This window comes from Sinobacterium norvegicum (genome assembly GCF_923077115.1).
GTDB classification, from domain to species: domain Bacteria; phylum Pseudomonadota; class Gammaproteobacteria; order Pseudomonadales; family Sinobacteriaceae; genus Sinobacterium; species Sinobacterium norvegicum.
This window is the reverse complement of record NZ_CAKLPX010000001.1, coordinates 1769231-1784536: the sequence shown is the minus strand read 5'-3', so window position 1 is coordinate 1784536 and position 15306 is coordinate 1769231. Positions and strand designations below refer to the sequence as shown.

The 15306-nt window shown below is 47.9% G+C and carries 17 protein-coding genes; 6 read left to right on the top strand and 11 right to left on the bottom strand.

Annotated elements, in window-relative coordinates; genetic code table 11:
- Window positions 1-66 precede the first annotated feature (66 nt).
- Complete coding sequence (locus L9P87_RS07995; RefSeq protein WP_237444151.1) at window positions 67-504, top strand: YaiI/YqxD family protein; 438 nt, start codon at window positions 67-69, stop codon at window positions 502-504.
- A 202-nt stretch (window positions 505-706) separates the two neighbouring features.
- On the top strand, window positions 707-1648 hold the full coding sequence (locus tag L9P87_RS07990; protein WP_237444150.1) for a LysR family transcriptional regulator: 942 nt from the start codon (window positions 707-709) through the stop codon (window positions 1646-1648).
- On the opposite strand, the gene L9P87_RS07985 is transcribed toward L9P87_RS07990, so the two are convergent.
- Window positions 1645-2364, bottom strand: coding sequence for a GntR family transcriptional regulator (locus tag L9P87_RS07985; RefSeq protein ID WP_237444149.1), 720 nt, complete (start codon window positions 2362-2364; stop codon window positions 1645-1647). The two genes, L9P87_RS07990 and L9P87_RS07985, sit on opposite strands and share 4 nt — an antisense overlap.
- 125 nt (window positions 2365-2489) lie before the next feature.
- On the opposite strand from L9P87_RS07985, the gene L9P87_RS07980 reads away from it, so the two are divergent.
- Complete coding sequence (locus tag L9P87_RS07980; RefSeq protein ID WP_237444148.1) at window positions 2490-3515, top strand: phospholipase A; 1026 nt, start codon at window positions 2490-2492, stop codon at window positions 3513-3515.
- A gap of 507 nt (window positions 3516-4022) precedes the next feature.
- Here the strand turns inward: L9P87_RS07980 and cmoB are convergent.
- Both cmoB and cmoA read right to left on the bottom strand, forming a co-directional pair.
- Window positions 4023-4997, bottom strand: a complete 975-nt coding sequence (gene cmoB, locus L9P87_RS07975) for a tRNA 5-methoxyuridine(34)/uridine 5-oxyacetic acid(34) synthase CmoB (protein WP_237444147.1) — start codon at window positions 4995-4997, stop codon at window positions 4023-4025.
- Entirely contained in the window at window positions 4994-5725 is a 732-nt protein-coding gene (gene cmoA, locus L9P87_RS07970; RefSeq protein ID WP_237444146.1) for a carboxy-S-adenosyl-L-methionine synthase CmoA, read from the bottom strand. The genes cmoB and cmoA overlap by 4 nt, the downstream gene beginning before the upstream one ends.
- A gap of 234 nt (window positions 5726-5959) precedes the next feature.
- Between cmoA and L9P87_RS07965 the strand changes: the two genes are divergently transcribed.
- Window positions 5960-6838, top strand: coding sequence for an ATP adenylyltransferase family protein (locus L9P87_RS07965; protein WP_237444145.1), 879 nt, complete (start codon window positions 5960-5962; stop codon window positions 6836-6838).
- Window positions 6839-6869: 31 nt separating this feature from the next.
- Here L9P87_RS07965 and L9P87_RS07960 read toward each other — a convergent pair whose 3' ends face one another.
- The 8 genes from L9P87_RS07960 to L9P87_RS07925 form a co-directional block, all read right to left on the bottom strand.
- The gene (locus L9P87_RS07960) at window positions 6870-7256 is read right to left on the bottom strand and encodes a PPOX class F420-dependent oxidoreductase (protein ID WP_237444144.1); all 387 of its coding nucleotides are present in this window, start codon (window positions 7254-7256) and stop codon (window positions 6870-6872) included.
- Window positions 7237-8451: an MFS transporter gene (locus tag L9P87_RS07955; protein WP_237444143.1), complete on the bottom strand. Its 1215-nt coding sequence runs from the start codon at window positions 8449-8451 to the stop codon at window positions 7237-7239. Before L9P87_RS07955 ends, L9P87_RS07960 begins: the two co-directional genes overlap by 20 nt.
- Before the next feature lie 150 nt (window positions 8452-8601).
- The gene (locus L9P87_RS07950) at window positions 8602-9189 is read right to left on the bottom strand and encodes a NapC/NirT family cytochrome c (RefSeq protein WP_237444142.1); all 588 of its coding nucleotides are present in this window, start codon (window positions 9187-9189) and stop codon (window positions 8602-8604) included.
- A complete protein-coding gene (locus tag L9P87_RS07945; protein WP_237444141.1) occupies window positions 9189-9626 on the bottom strand; it encodes a nitrate reductase cytochrome c-type subunit in 438 nt (145 codons plus the stop codon). The genes L9P87_RS07950 and L9P87_RS07945 overlap by 1 nt, the downstream gene beginning before the upstream one ends.
- 10 nt (window positions 9627-9636) lie before the next feature.
- Window positions 9637-12147 carry a periplasmic nitrate reductase subunit alpha gene (gene napA, locus L9P87_RS07940; protein WP_237444140.1) on the bottom strand — a complete coding sequence of 837 codons (2511 nt, stop codon included), beginning with the start codon at window positions 12145-12147 and terminating at the stop codon, window positions 9637-9639.
- Window positions 12144-12479 (bottom strand): chaperone NapD, encoded by a 336-nt coding sequence (locus L9P87_RS07935; RefSeq protein ID WP_237444139.1) that lies wholly within the window; start codon window positions 12477-12479, stop codon window positions 12144-12146. The genes napA and L9P87_RS07935 overlap by 4 nt, the downstream gene beginning before the upstream one ends.
- Complete coding sequence (napF, locus tag L9P87_RS07930) at window positions 12466-13023, bottom strand: ferredoxin-type protein NapF (protein ID WP_237444138.1); 558 nt, start codon at window positions 13021-13023, stop codon at window positions 12466-12468. Before napF ends, L9P87_RS07935 begins: the two co-directional genes overlap by 14 nt.
- A 5-nt stretch (window positions 13024-13028) precedes the next feature.
- On the bottom strand, window positions 13029-13187 hold the full coding sequence (locus L9P87_RS07925; RefSeq protein WP_237444137.1) for a periplasmic nitrate reductase, NapE protein: 159 nt from the start codon (window positions 13185-13187) through the stop codon (window positions 13029-13031).
- Window positions 13188-13518: 331 nt separating this feature from the next.
- On the opposite strand from L9P87_RS07925, the gene L9P87_RS07920 reads away from it, so the two are divergent.
- Window positions 13519-14505 (top strand): AI-2E family transporter, encoded by a 987-nt coding sequence (locus L9P87_RS07920; protein ID WP_237444136.1) that lies wholly within the window; start codon window positions 13519-13521, stop codon window positions 14503-14505.
- A gap of 34 nt (window positions 14506-14539) precedes the next feature.
- Window positions 14540-15298: a TSUP family transporter gene (locus L9P87_RS07915; protein WP_237444135.1), complete on the top strand. Its 759-nt coding sequence runs from the start codon at window positions 14540-14542 to the stop codon at window positions 15296-15298.
- Window positions 15299-15306 lie beyond the last annotated feature (8 nt).

Below are 15306 nucleotides of genomic sequence, written 5' to 3'. Positions count from 1 at the left end.
TTTCCGGTGAGTCGACGGTAAGATAACCGCTTTGTGTGAACCCCATAGTTTAAGAGATAAAGAACAATGCATATCTATGTCGATGCTGATGCCTGTCCAAAAGTGATTCGAGAAATATTATTTAAGGCGGCGGAGCGAACGGCGACACCGCTGACCATGATTGCCAATCATTTGGTGCCTGCGCCTCCGTCGAAGTGGGTTACCAGCCTGCAAGTTTCCGGTGGCTTCGATGTTGCTGATAATGAAATTGTCAGACGTTGCGAGGCAGGAGATTTAGTGATTACCAGTGATATTCCGCTGGCGGCAGAGGTTATAGAGAAGGCGGCTTTGGTATTAACCTCACGCGGAGAACGCTATACCCAAAATAATATCGGTGCGAAATTAAATATGCGGGATTTTATGGAGACGCTGCGTAGTTCCGGTGTTCAGTCCGGCGGTCAGGCGCCAATGAGTCACAGTGATAGGATGCAATTTGCCAATCAACTAGACCGGTTATTAGCTTAGGATTAGTGTCGTTAGTTTTTGATTAGGCAATAAAAAAGCCACATCACCAAGGGTGATGTGGCTTAGTGGGCTTGGGAGCCCGACAGAGTGAGATGGTTTGAGCCTTTACTATCTTTGGCCCGCGGTAAAGTTTGTAGTGAATACTTTAGTTTTTCTGTTATGATTTGTAAAATTTATGTTTATCATTGCAGGTATCATCGCCATGAATGTTCAGAAAATGGATCTTAACCTATTGGTATATCTCGATGTTTTGCTTGATGAGTGCAGTGTCACTCGTGCAGCGGAGCGTTTAGGTATTACGCAGCCGGCGATGAGTAACAGTCTGCGACGGCTTCGAGATTGGTTTGATGACCCTTTGTTGGTGAGAACCAGCGAAGGAATGCAGCCGACCCAAAGAGCACAGCAGATAAAGCCCTCTATTCGCGAGGCTTTAACCATGTTGGAGAAAACCGTCCAGCCTGTTGAAGGGTTTAATGCCGAGACCAGCGATCGGGTGTTTCGTATTATGGCCAGCGACTATGGTGAGGCGACACTGTTACCCCGGCTCTGCGCGCACTTAAACAAGGTCGCGCCGAATATCAGTCTTGATATGATGACGCCTTCGGACGTCAGTATTCGTGACCTTGAGCAGGGCAAGGTTGACATGGCGATCAACCGTTTCAGCAATCTACCTGATGCCTTTTATCAGAAGGCGTTATGGTACGATAACTTCATTTGCTTGATGCATAAGGATAACCCATTGGCGCAGGATTTCACTTTTGAAGCCTACCTCGAAGCCAGCCATATCTGGGTCAGCAAAACCGGTATCGGTAAGGGAATGGGCATGGGCCCCAGAGAGTTTCAGCGTCTAGGTCGGGTCGACGATACGCTGGCGCAAATGGGTAAAGAGCGTAAAATTTCTGTCTTTACTCGTCATTATCAGGTTGCGGGATTGTTGGCTGCACAGACGCATTTAGTCGCTACGCTGCCCCGAAAGCTGGCTAAGGTATACGCTGATTCGCCAATGTTTGTTGTTCGCCAGGTACCTTTTGCGATACCGCCGTTCGAGCTGAAAATGGTTTGGAGTCCGCTATTGCATTACAGCCCCGATCACCGCTGGTTGAGGGAGCAAATGACATTGATGACCGAGCAGGAAGGTTACTAATTCAGCTGATCATGCTGCGTTGGCTTCACCGGCGTTAAGCCACTCAAATCGATCTTGTCGAGGGCGCTGGTGCGCAAATGGATGTGTCTGCTCATACGTCGGCAGGCCATGTCTTCATCTCGCTCTAGCAGCGCTTGCACAATGTTAAAGTGTTCTTCAGCAAGGTCGTCCGGATGAGGATCCTGCTGTATTAAGGCGTAGCGAATAAGGCGAATATGGCCGTTTAGCTCGCGCAAATAGCGAGGCAACACCTGGTTGCCGCCGCCTCTGGCCAGTTGTAGATGGAAGCGTTCATCTTGCTCAAGTAAGTTGTCAGTATTGTGCAGTGCCAATGTATTGGGTTGCCACTGTTGGGCAAGTGATTGTAACGCATGGTCGGTCATATTCTGGCAGGCGGTTCTTACCGCCATCTGTTCGAGGTATTCACGTAAATGAAAATAATGACGCATTGACTCTAGGTCGATATCTCGGACAAAGCAGCCTTGTTTTGGCCTGATGACTAACAGTCCGTCGGTTTCTAAGTGCTGCAGAGCCTGCCTAATAGGGGTGCGGCTGACACCAAATTTCTGAGCTGTCTGAGTTTCGGTTAAACGTGCTCCAGGCGGGATTTGAAAGCGGAGAATTTGCTCTTTCAGCTCTTGGTAAATATCATCCACGCTATTGCGTCGAGATCGAAATCGAGTCGTTTGATGATGGTCACTGCTGCCAATAGCCATAGTCAACTCTGCGGGGTTGATACAGAAAAATACTGCCAATAGAATGACAGGGTCTGTATTTGTTATGGCAGAAATGATGAAATATGCAAGTTTTAGCATCGCCTAAATAATTATAAGGATTTTTTATGTTGCCCCTTAAAAGCCATGCTTTAGCGTTGGTTATGATGACTGGTTTAGCGGCTGCTTCGGCGCACGCTATTGAAGAACAGGCGCGACAGCAGTGCATGCTTGAGCAGTTGAATCGCAGCGATGGCTCGACCACTGTCGATGAGATAGAGGCGGTCTGTCAAGAGTTGTTAACGAAAGAGCAAAAAAGCGATGGTACCGATGGTTTCTTTGCCGGTCAAAGTGACGCTCTTGATCATCGGGAGGAAAGCGAAAAGTGGGAGTCAGATAACCGTTTTGCAATTTTACCGCACCGTCCCAATTATATTTTACCGATAAGTTATAACGATAAAATCTCCGGACCACATGGCCTTGAACTGGAGGGAAGAGAGGCATTGGATAAGCTTGAAATAAAGTTTCAGGTGAGCTTAAAGGCTCGACTGTCCAATACACTCTTTGGTCAAGACGGTGGTTTTTATGTGGGCTATACCCAGACATCCTGGTGGCAGGCTTATAACAGCGATGCATCGGCACCGTTTAGAGAGACAAACTATGAGCCTGAGGCGTGGGGAAGTTTAGAGACCGAGATTGAGCTGGGTGGCTGGACGTTGAAAAAAGTTGATATTGGCTTTGTCCATCAGTCAAACGGGCGAAGCTCATTGTATTCACGCAGCTGGAATAGATTGTTCGCTCAGTTTAGCCTCGAGAACGGCCCTTATTATGTTACTGTCAAACCGTGGTATCGAATCAAAGAAGATGAGGACCGCGACGATAACCCGGATATTGACGATTATCTTGGCTATGGCGAGCTGCAGGGGCGATATCAGTTTGCCAATCAGCAATCGATAACAGTCTTGGTGCGTAATAACTTACAGACCGGGGACAATAATGGCGGCGTTCAGCTGGATTACACTTTTCCGCTGCCACTGCCGGGGCATATCAAGGGCTATATCCAGTACTATAACGGCTACGGCGAGAGTTTAATCGACTACGATAATTACACTAATCGTTTGAGCTTCGGTTTTATGTTAACCGATTGGTTGTAATTCAAAAGAAGGCCTGAGCCCAGACACTGCTGAGGGCGACTAGAAAGAGCAGCGCCGATATATTGATGGCGATAGAACCGTGTTGATGTTTCATGGTGCTTTTCCTCACTGCTTAGGCCGGCGATATTAAAACAATAAAGTTATTGTGATCGATATGGCTGGCTACAACTGAATAATTAGCTGATACGAGTCTACGTATCCCTGGTAAAACTTCAAAAAAACTGTCGCTGAACCATTGCTGGCTCAGGCCATTGATCACGCTGCGGTTTGATTTTGTTTTTTTACACACAGTGTTAATAAATGACTTCATTAACACCCTACCAGAGTGAAATCGGCGAGGCAAACAAAGTTGATTAAATATCGAACAGTCAAAATTGCGTAAAGCCATGCACAGAATCAGTGGGTAATTCTGTGCATAACCTTGGGGTGACTGCTCTTCGGCGAGCAATAGGGTGGCTTTAGGAGGGTGTACAGAAAAGCAGCAGTATGCGCTACTGCATCAGTTAATCACTTTCTTGTCGCAATAATGGTCGCCCTAGTGGGGGCCTGATAGCCTTCAACTGTCTTGGCGTGATCGTTAGGGTCGAGAAAATCCTGTAACGACTGGTAATTCATCCAGTCGGTGGAGCGTTGCTCTTCAAGCTTGGTGGTATCGACATCGACTACCTTGGCGTTGATGAAGCCTGCTCGCTCAACCCAACGCAGTAGTTCATCACAGCTGGGCAAAAACCATACATTGCGCATTTGCGCATAGCGGTCATCCGGGACGAGTACGGTATGAAGTCCACCATCGACGACCAAGGTTTCAAGTACTAATTGGCCACCGGGTTTGAGTGTATATTTGAGCTCTTCTAAGTGCTCAAATGGGCTTTTACGATGGTAGAGTACACCCATCGAGAAGACGGTATCAAAGCACTGCATACGGTAGGGTAACTGTTCACTTTTCAGCGGCAGCAAGTGAACGTTATTGGCTTGTGTATAGTAATTTATGGCTTTAAATTGATAGAGAAATTTAAGTGATGGATCAATACCAACCACAGTATTAGCGCCTGCGCCAGCCATTCTGAGGCAGTGATACCCGCTGCCACAGCCCACATCTAAAATATTCTTATACCTCAAACTGCCAAGATGGGCAGCGACCCGTTGCCATTTCCAATCGGAACGCCATTCCGTGTCGATGTAAACATCAAACAGGTCAAATGGTCCTTTGCGCCATGGATGTAGCCCCATCAGTGCCTTATGGAGCTGCTGTTGCTGGTTCTCTGAGACAGCGCCGCGGGCGGTAACTGCAGAGCTATTGAGATCTGTGGATTCGGTGCTGAGCTCGGGCAGTTGTTCAATCGCCTGCTGCCAGCTGATTTCATCGCCGTGGCTATAGGGGGTGTAGATGCTGTTAATGGTTGTATTGATTTGCTCAGCAAAGGGGTGCAGGGGGTGATCGCTATCGGCCAATTGGCGGAAGAACTCGTCAAAATTGATCATTTGATTGCCAGTAAAGAAATGAAGTTAAAGCATTGAAACCAAACATGCACCTGTGAGAAACCGGCTTCATGTAACCGCTCTTTATGGCTTTCAATGGTATCGGGGATCAGCACATTCTCGATCGACTGACGTTTCTGCGCAATCTCTAGCTGGCTGTAACCCATGGCGGCCTTGAAATCATGGTGCAGGTCAGTCATTAAGGCCTGCTCCATACTGCCGGGCAGGGCAATTTTTTCAGACAAGACCAGTGCGCCTCCAGTATTCATGCCGTCGGCAATTCGACTTAATAGCGCAAGCCGTTGTTCGCTGGCAATGAACTGTAGGGTAAAATTCATCGTCACGAGAGAGGCGTTATCGAAGGTGGTTGCAAGAATATCTTCTGCCCTTAAATCAACCGGTGTCAGAGATTGGCTGGATTCCAGGTTGGCGCGACACTGTTCAATCATCGCAGGCGAGTTATCGACGGCGATGATAGTGCTGTCGACTGCTTCAATATTGTGTCTGATGGCCAGGGTTGAGGCACCAAGAGAGCAGCCCAGATCATAGCAGTGGCTATTGTTGGTGACATAATGCTTGGCGATGACGCCGATCATATCCAAGGTCAGCCCGTAGCCGGGTACCGAGCGGCTAATCATATCGGCAAAGACCTGGGCAACCTTGTCGTCAAAGCGAAAGTCGGCGGGTCTACCGGTGGTATCGGCATATATTTGATCAATTTTATTGGTCATCGGTTTTTACCAAAACGAGATAAGCACATTCAGCTTAGCAACTGAGTGGCAATAGAGTGGAGATGGCCGGATTGTACATTTTTTGGCTGCAGTTGTGGAGTCGTCGTCTCGAGAAAGCGTCATGCCTATTTGACTATGAAATGCCTTGGTCTCAGGCGGCGGGTACAGATTATTGTCGATTATTCCCTGTTGCAATGCGATACTAATAAAAAAAATAACAACAGCAGTTTGTTTATGATGGCAACAGTTGATACTGAAGGCTTTTATCAGCTCAGTAGGGATAATATCAATCGGCGTATTGAACACAGCATAGAGGTTGCTGAGACCAGTGGTGCTCTGCAAACAATTGCGACGGCTGGCGCCATGGCTCAGTCCTGCGGCCTACCGCTGATGGCGCGCCTGCGTAAACAGCAAACAAACAAGGCGACGACTAACAAAGCAGACAATCCCTTTCTACCGTATAATCCATCTCTCTATGTGGGCGATATCTCGGCTTCGCATGTTTGTTTATTGAATAAATTCAATGTTATGCCCAGGCATTTATTGATGGTCGCGAAAGAGGAAGAGGATCAGTCTGTGCCGCTGACGCCGGCCGACTTCTTCTCGCTGAGCTTTATGTTGTCTAATGTCGGCGGCTTGGCATTTTACAATTCTTCGGAGTTATCGGGTGCCAGTGTTAATCATAAACACCTACAGATTATCAGTTCTCCGTTATCTGACAGCGGCGATTTCGCCTTTGAGGGTATTCTAAATCAAAGCAAGCTTGGTGACAGTATCGGTTGTGTTGAGGGGTTCCCTTACCCGCATTTAGCGGTGAGGCTGCCCGAGCATGGCTCGGTGTCAGAGCGTGGTAATTTTGCCTATCAAAATTATCTCCGCATGGTCGCAAGGCTAAGTCTCATCGTCGATTTAAACGGTTGGCTGCCGCCATATAATTTACTTATGAGTAAAAGTTGGCTGTGGTTGGTCCCCAGAAAACAGCCAGAGGTAGAGGGGATAGCGGTCAATGCCTTGGCATATGCAGGTGCGATAATGTTAGATAGCAGAGCGCAGTTGCAACAACTGGCAAAAATGGGCTTTGCCCAATTACTGCAGGCCGCCGCCAAGGAATAAATACATCGATATAGGCTGCTGCCTAGCTGTGTTATAGCGTGGCAATAAAACGAATATAGCTGCGTTTGTGGTATTTACCTGTCAATCGTGACAACAGGTTGGTCAGCGTCATTTTCCAGCCATATTTGGTCTGCAACGCGGCCAGCGCCAGCGCAATATCTTGTTGATGTTCCAGAATCACAGCCTGCCCTGCAACAAGCTCACCATCAACACTGCCCTTGAAGTCGCAAGCGGCAACTGTCGCCTTGGGGCTATTTTTCAGCCGTTTAACCTTTCCTGCATCGGCGGCGGAAAAGATATAATAAGTGTCGTTATCACCAGCAAACCAGACAGGAGTGGATACAGCGGTACCCACTTTTCGAAAGGTTGTAAAACTGAGGTAATCGCGTTTCTTTAGGCTAGGATGGATTTTTTTCATGGTGAACCAGTTGCATTCTTTGTTGGGTGATTATCATACTAACAGGTACCAGTAACGATACCGCTATAGTGATTGCTGCCAAGTAGTTAAAGTCGATAAGGCTGCCATTATCCGCCGTGGTGAGTATTTGGCTGGAAAGCAGGGCGGCACCACCGGTGGATAGATGGCGTGTCGCTGACTGCAGTGACATATAGGCGCCTCGCATCGAGGCTGGAGGAACCTTGCTGGCCAGTGCCTGTATCGCTACGTTACGGGCGCCATTGGCCGACATGAATAGGATGAAAAACAGCAGTAACGGTATAGGCTGATGGAGTACCAGGCTGATGAGTATTGTGCCAGCAGACAGCACCCAGGCAAACCAGCCCACCGGTGTGGAGCCAAATCGGTCGACCATGTGCCCCGATAGTCTCATCGCAAAAAAACTACCGATACCGCCGGTTAAGTATAGTGTGCCGATACTGTCATGGGGGTAGCCGAGGTTATATTGAAAATAGGCAGAGAAGTTAGGAATCAACAGAAAGCCTGCGAACATTGCCCCCGCAGTCATCAAATAGCTGCTGCGAATTGCAGGTTGTGACAGTAGTCTGGTGATTGAGATGCTGTTGCCAGTAATATTCTTAGCAGGCTGGGGTGGCAGTTTTAATAAAATAATAAATAACACCACTAGACCAGAGCAGCCAATGGTAATGAAGGGTGCCTGCCAGCTAAACCAGATAGTCAGCTGCATGCCAATTGGAACACCGGCGACAGCAGCGACCGAGAAGGCCCCCATGACTTTGCCCATTGCCCGCCCTCTTCTCTCTTCGGGGATGTTGTCGATCAACAAAGAAAAGGCAACCGAGGTGGCTGGGCCAGCAAAGCAGCCTGCTAAGACGCGGCAGAGTAATAGCTGAGTGCCAGTGTGTGCCAATGAGGCAATCATCGTTGCGCTGCTTAGTCCTAGAATGAAAAAAAGTAGGGCTGGCTTGCGGGAAAATTGATCAATCTTTTTGGCGCTGACGATGGCCGATATCGCGGCGGCAAAAGTGTAGGCGGCGGTAATTGAGGCGATATCACTGGGGGCAATATCCAATGCCGTGGCTAGGTCAGGTCCCAGTGGCATAATCATCATGAAATCGACAATATTGAGAAATTGCACGGCGGCAACTAACCAAATAATAAGCCGTTCAGACAGGATTGTTTGATTGTCTGGCATAAATTTTCAGCAGATAGAGGGGGAAGATGGCAGGATACTGTACGTTACCGCTGTAGAGAGGAGAAGAGATATTTGGCAGAGCGAACGATGTGGCGGAATAAAAGGCAAAAAAAACAGGCCAAAGGCCTGTTTTTTTAAAAGCAGAAATCGTTACCAGCCTTCGACTCCGTGCATATTGGGCAGCTGGTGAGCAATACCCTTGTGGCAGTCGATACAGGTCTTCTCGCCGCCAGCAAGGGCGGTGGAGTGCTGTTTGGCTGCCCGCTGACTTTGGCGAGTAAAGTCCATAGAGTCGAACTCGTGACAGTTACGACACTCGAGCGAGTCATTGGCCTTCATCCGTCTCCATTCATTTTCAGCTAGCTGACGACGATGCTTGAGGAATTTCTCACGGGTATCGATAGTGCCAAAAATTTTCCCCCAAACCTCTTTCGAAGCTTGCATCTTACGCGCCATTTTATCGGTCCAATTATGGGGCACGTGGCAGTCAGAACACTTGGCTCTGACACCGGAGCGGTTAGAATAGTGAATGGTCGATTTAAGCTCCTCAAAGACGTTGGCTTCCATCTCGTGACAGCCGGTGCAGAACTTCTCGGTACTACTGAATTCTAGTGCGGTGTTGAAGCCACCCCAGAATATAATGCCGGCAATAAAACCACCGATAATAATAATACCGAAACTGAAGTGTCTGGCAGGGCGCCAAAATATTTTCCAGTTTCGTTTGATTCTATCAATCATTACTCAGCTCCCTGTTGAACCAGGTCATCCATATCAGTAAAGGTGTTTTCAACGGCTGCTGGAACATCTTCCTGAATGACGTGGCACTGGAGACAGAAATATCTAGCCGGTGAAACATCGGCCTTAAAATTACCAGCTCTATCCATATAGTGAGTGACGCTGACCATGGGAGCCATTGATTCACCTGTCCGTTTGCGAGAGTGGCATGAAAGACATTTGTTAGCGTAAATATCAGTTTGATAGCCGTCTACTCGGTGAGGGATGATTGGCGGCTGCATGGGGTAGTTTCGTACCTGCTTTACATCGCCATTCACCACTTTCGGGGTAACAGGAGGCGTTGCCTCTTGATCTATCGGTACAGAACGTAGTGTTGCTGTTTCAGCGATAGCCATTGCGCTGCATAGGGCAACAAAGGTCAAAATTATAAGCTTTCTCATTTTTGTCTCCCTACACTTTAACTATTTTAGTGGCGCACTTTTTGAAATCCGTCTGCTTGGACAGCGGGTCGGTTGCATCAAGTGTACACTTATTGATTAGCTGGCTGGCATCAAACCAGGGCACATAAACTAAGCCCATTGGCGGCTTGTTTCTCCCGCGAGTTTCTATTCGAGATTTAATCTCTCCCCGTCTGGTTACAACCTTGACCTCGTCTCCACGACGTAAGCCCTTGTTTGTAGCATCATCAGGGTGCATGAAAACAACGGCATTTGGGAAGGCACGATTAAGCTCTGGTACGCGCTGCGTCATCGAGCCGGAGTGCCAATGTTCTAATACGCGGCCAGTACACAGCCACATATCATACTCGTCATCGGGCGCCTCTGCGGGTGGCTCGTAGGGCAGTGACCAGATCACCGCCTTGCCATCAGGTTTACCGTAGAAATCAAAGTCCGAGCCGGCTTTAACATAGGGGTCAGAGCCTTCTTTATAGCGCCACTTTGTCTCTTTTCTGTCGACGACAGGCCAGCGCAGGCCGCGTACATCTGCTTCATGGTAATGGTCGAACATTGCTAGGTCGTGGGCGTGGCCGCGGCCAAAGGTGGCATACTCTTCAAACAGGCCTTTTTGTAGGTAGAAGCCAGCTTTCTCAGACTCTGGGTTGTTATAGCCCGGATACTTTTCACTGAAGTCGCTCATTGGGAATTTGTCGACGTTGCCGTTTTCAAATAGTACCTGGTAGAGAGTTTTTCCCTTGTACTCTGGGTTGGCAGCAAGAATGTCTTTATCCCAAACCTCGTCGGTGGTGAAGCGTTTAGAGAACTCGACTAATTGCCACAGATCAGACTTCGACTCACCCGGAGCGTCGACTAATTGGTGCCACAGCTGGGTTCTGCGCTCGGCATTACCGTAGCCACCTTCTTTTTCTACCCACATGGCTGTCGGTAAAATCAAGTCGGCTGCTTGGCAGGTGACGGTAGGGTAGGCATCTGACACAACGATAAAGTTGTCAGGATTACGATAGCCTGGCAAACCTTCTTCGTTAATGTTGGCTGCCGCTTGCATATTGTTGTTCACCTGTACCCAGTAGACATTAATTTTACCGTCTTTTAGGGCGCGGTTTTGAGCAACAGCGTGGAGGCCTGGCTTGGGTGGAATTGTCCCTGAAGGTAATTTCCAGATCTCTTCTGCCTTTGCACGGTGCTTGGGGTTGGCGACAACCATATCGGCTGGCAAACGATGTGAGAATGTACCTACTTCACGCGCTGTGCCGCAGGCTGATGGCTGGCCTGTTAATGAAAACGGGCTGTTGCCGGGCTCAGCAATCTTACCGGTGAGTAAGTGGATGTTATAGATGAGGTTGTTACACCAGACGCCGCGAGTGTGCTGATTGACGCCCATGGTCCACAGTGACATCACTTTTAGGTCAGGGTCAGCATACATCTCGGCAAGTTCGATGAGCTGCTCAACCGGTACCTTGGACAGCTTGGAAACAGATTCGGCGGTGTAGCTGCTGACGAACTTCGCGTATTCGTCAAAGCTACCTGCAGATGAGTCACCTGCATTGGTCGCGTTTTTGGCCGCCATCTCGAGTGGGTTATCCGGCCTTAAACCATAGCCAATATCGGTGACACCGATACGGAAACTGGTGTGTTTATTGACGAAGTCTTTATTGACCTTGTCGTTTTGGATGATGTAGTTTGCGATGAAGTTGAGTATCGCGAGGTCGCTCTGTGGTTCGAAGATCACCGGTACATCAGCGAGCTCGAATGAGCGATGTGTATAGGTTGATAATACTGCCACGCGAGTATCGGGCTTGCTGAGGCGGGTGTCGGTAATACGGCTCCATAGAATGGGGTGCATTTCCGCCATGTTAGAGCCCCAGAGCACAAAGCGGTCGGCGGCCTCTAAATCGTCATAGCAGCCCATAGGCTCATCCATGCCAAACGTGCGCATGAAGCCGACAACGGCTGACGCCATGCAGTGTCGAGCGTTCGGGTCGATGTTATTGGATCGGAAGCCGGCCTTCATTAATTTTGATGCAGCATAGCCCTCGTAGATGGTCCACTGACCAGAACCAAACATGCCGATTCCTTCTGGGCCCTTCTCGGCAAGGGTTGCCTTCCACTTTTCGGCCATAATGTCGAAGGCTTGATCCCAGCTGATGCTGGCAAACTCACCGTTCTTATCGTACTTGCCGTTTGTCATGCGAAGCATCGGTGTGGTTAGGCGGTCTTTGCCGTACATGATCTTCGAAAGGAAATAACCTTTGACGCAGTTAAGCCCCTTGTTAACCTCGCCCTTAATATCGCCATGGGTGGCGACAACCTTGCCCTGTTTAGTGGCGACTTGAATAGAGCAGCCGGTGCCGCAGAAGCGACAGGGGGCTTTGTTCCATTCAAGCTCGGTGTCTTTGCTGCTGGTGATTAAGTTGCTCGCTTGGCTGGACATGCTAATGCCAGCGGCAGCAGCAGCAGTGGCAGCAGCCTGGGCTTTAATAAATTGTCGGCGATCTAATTTCATAACTGCTCCACAGAGGTTGTAGTGATTTCTAAGTCGTCTATTTCTTGGTGTAAGGTGTTTTTATCGGCTATCTGATGGTAGACCAATTGTGAGTCGATGACGTGTTCGGTCAATCGAATTTCATCGGTAATTTGAGCCAAGGATTGAGTGCTGTCGGCCTCGATGACAACAACTAACTTGCCTTTGTCGTCGGCGGCTTCAACAGAAGCATTATTATGGTTATTGAAAACTTGTTGAACGCTGGGTAAAAAATCTGGTTTTACCGATACAATCAAACTCGCAATATGCCATTCATCCGATGGCTTTTGAAGGTGTTGCTCAAACGTGTTCATAGTGCTCCAAAGTAGCATTCTCTGCGGCTATAGGCGTGATTGAAATCGCATGTGTCGGACAGCTGCTCTGGCAAAAGCCGCATCCAGTACAGGCCGAAATGTTGATGCTAGGCCGGGCGATTTTGTGTTGATAGTTGAAACTGATCGCAGACGCGTCACAGCTATCTAAGCAGCTCATACACATAACATTCTGATAGGCGAGGCAGTTTTCATTGATGTGGGCGTCTTGCTGCCAGGCCATTGCAGTCGTCCTACTCTCAGCTGCTAAAAAAATATCTTGCTTACAACTGGCGGCGCAATCGCCACAAAAATCGCAGCCAGATTGACTGAAATTAATCGTCGGAAAACCATTGTCATCTTTAACAATAATATCTTCAGGACAGGCTGTTAAACAGTCGCCACAGCGAGTGCAGTTAGCGTCAAAAGCAGACTGACTGATTAACCAAGGTAAGGTAGTTTCGCTGCTTACTTTGTTGCTTGCAGTGTTGTCAGCGAGACCGCCAGAAATGAAAAAACGACGGCTCCTATCCAGCGTTGTATTCATTGTTCTTAGACCGTTGGTGGGCCAAAAATCATTTGTGAGAACCATACGGCAAAGCCAAAACCACCTACGATAGCAATTGCCAAGAAGGGGGCGGCAATAACTGTGGTGAAAAGAAAGACTTCAATTTCTTCAGATTTGCTGGTATCAACATCATCAGTTTTCATAGTGTCACTCTGACTGTATTTTATTAACAAAAATTATAGCAGGTATATTAATTCAACTTACTAGTTATAGATCAAATAATTAGTAAGAATAAGAAAATATTCTATATTCTAAGAATATTTTTAATATATAGCGCTATTAACCAAGTGTTGTGCTGGGTTATTGCTGGCCAGGTTTGAAAAATCCATTGTATTGGAGGCGAGCCATCCACGTTGCTCTGGTTTTTATTTTACTATCCTGTACCTTTATACCTTCTGTTGTCAACGTGTTGGAAGTAAATCCATTATGCCAATTGATCCTGTTAATCACAGCGCTTTAAGGGCACTATTGGCGATGGCCGCTTTAGTGATCGTTTTAGCGGGCGTTAAGACCGCTGAGGCAGTGGTGGCGCCGTTGCTTATTGCGCTATTTATTGCTGCAATTAGTGCGCCATTAATGTTTTTTTTAACTCGCCAGAGGGTGCCTCAGGTCGTATCGCTAATCATTGTGTTGATGACAATCATTGCCTTTGGCTTACTTGTTTCCTCGATGATGGGGGCGTCGCTGGATGGCTTTAGCAAGAACTTACCGCAATACCAACACAGTTTAAGCAATATCGGTAGTAACTTAGCAGCCTTTCTTTCGGGTTATGGTCTCGAGGCAAATGCGGCAGAAATGAAACGCTTATTTGATCTTAGTGCCGTCATGGGTTTTGTTGGCACGACGTTTAATCGTGTCTTGGGTACCTTAACGAATACGTTTTTAATTTTACTTACCGTTGCCTTTATTCTACTCGAACTAGGCTCATTTAAATTGAAAGTGATGCGCATTGCCGATGATCCAGTGAAGTCAATGGCCAGGTTTGAGCATTTTTCATCCACCCTCAATCGCTATATTGTGATTAAATCATTAATGAGTTTCATTACCGGCTTGGTGGTGTTCTTCGCCCTATATTTGCTGGATATTGATTATCCGGTGATGTGGGCAATCATGGCTTTTTTGCTCAATTTCGTACCCAATATTGGCTCTATTATTGCCGCCGTACCGGCGGTGTTGTTAGGACTTATACAGCACGGCCCCGATACGGCTTTAATTATCGTATTGGTTTACCTCGGTGTGAATAATATTGTTGGCAACATGGTTGAGCCCCGGTTGATGGGGCGAAGTCTGGGATTGTCCTCGCTGGTCGTGTTCTTTTCATTGGTATTCTGGGGCTGGTTGTTGGGTCCTATTGGTATGTTCTTATCAGTGCCTTTGACGATGACGGTGAAAATAGCCACCGAGGAGTCTGATGAGACGCGGTGGATATCCGATATTCTGAGTTCTGAAGAAGAGCTTTAATTTGAATGATGCATCTATCAGGCTGTAAGACGTAATGGATATTGCACTAGAAATTTTGGCGTTGTTATTTTTGGTGGCAGTCTTTGCCGGCTTTGTTGATGCTGTTGCAGGCGGTGGCGGACTGCTTACATTACCGGCACTGGTTTTTGCCGGTGTACCTCCTATCGCTGCCTTGGCGACAAATAAGCTGCAAGGTAGTTTCGCCTCGATGGCTGCGACGATTCACTTTTCGCGGCGAAAAGTGGTCGATATTCGTACGATTAAATGGATGGTTGCCGCTGTGTTTGTCGCCTCAGCCATCGGGAGTTATGTGGTGCAATTAATTGACAATCAGTTTTTGCTCACGCTGATGCCGATTGGTCTGATTGCCATCGCGCTGTATTCTTTTTTCAACAAAGAGCTGGGGCAGAAAAGCGAGCAGGCTAAGTTGAGTGATAGACAGTTCTCTGCTTCTGCTGCACCGGCAGTCGGTTTCTATGATGGTTTTTTTGGCCCGGGTACAGGCACCTTCTTCGCGATATCCTTTGTTCGATTAAAAGGTATGGATTTTGTCAAAGCGACAGGGCATGCAAAGGCACTGAACTTCACCTCTAATATTGCCTCCCTCACGGTGTTTGTTTTCAGTGGTCATGTGGTTTGGACGGTTGGCTTGGTGATGGCTGCCGGTGCTTTTACCGGCGGCAGAATTGGGGCCGCCACGGTGATCAGTAAAGGGGCTGGTTTTGTTCGAGCCCTGACCGTTATAGTGTGTATTGCTATCAGCATCAGCCTATTGATTAAGCAGTTTGGCTGATGCTGCGA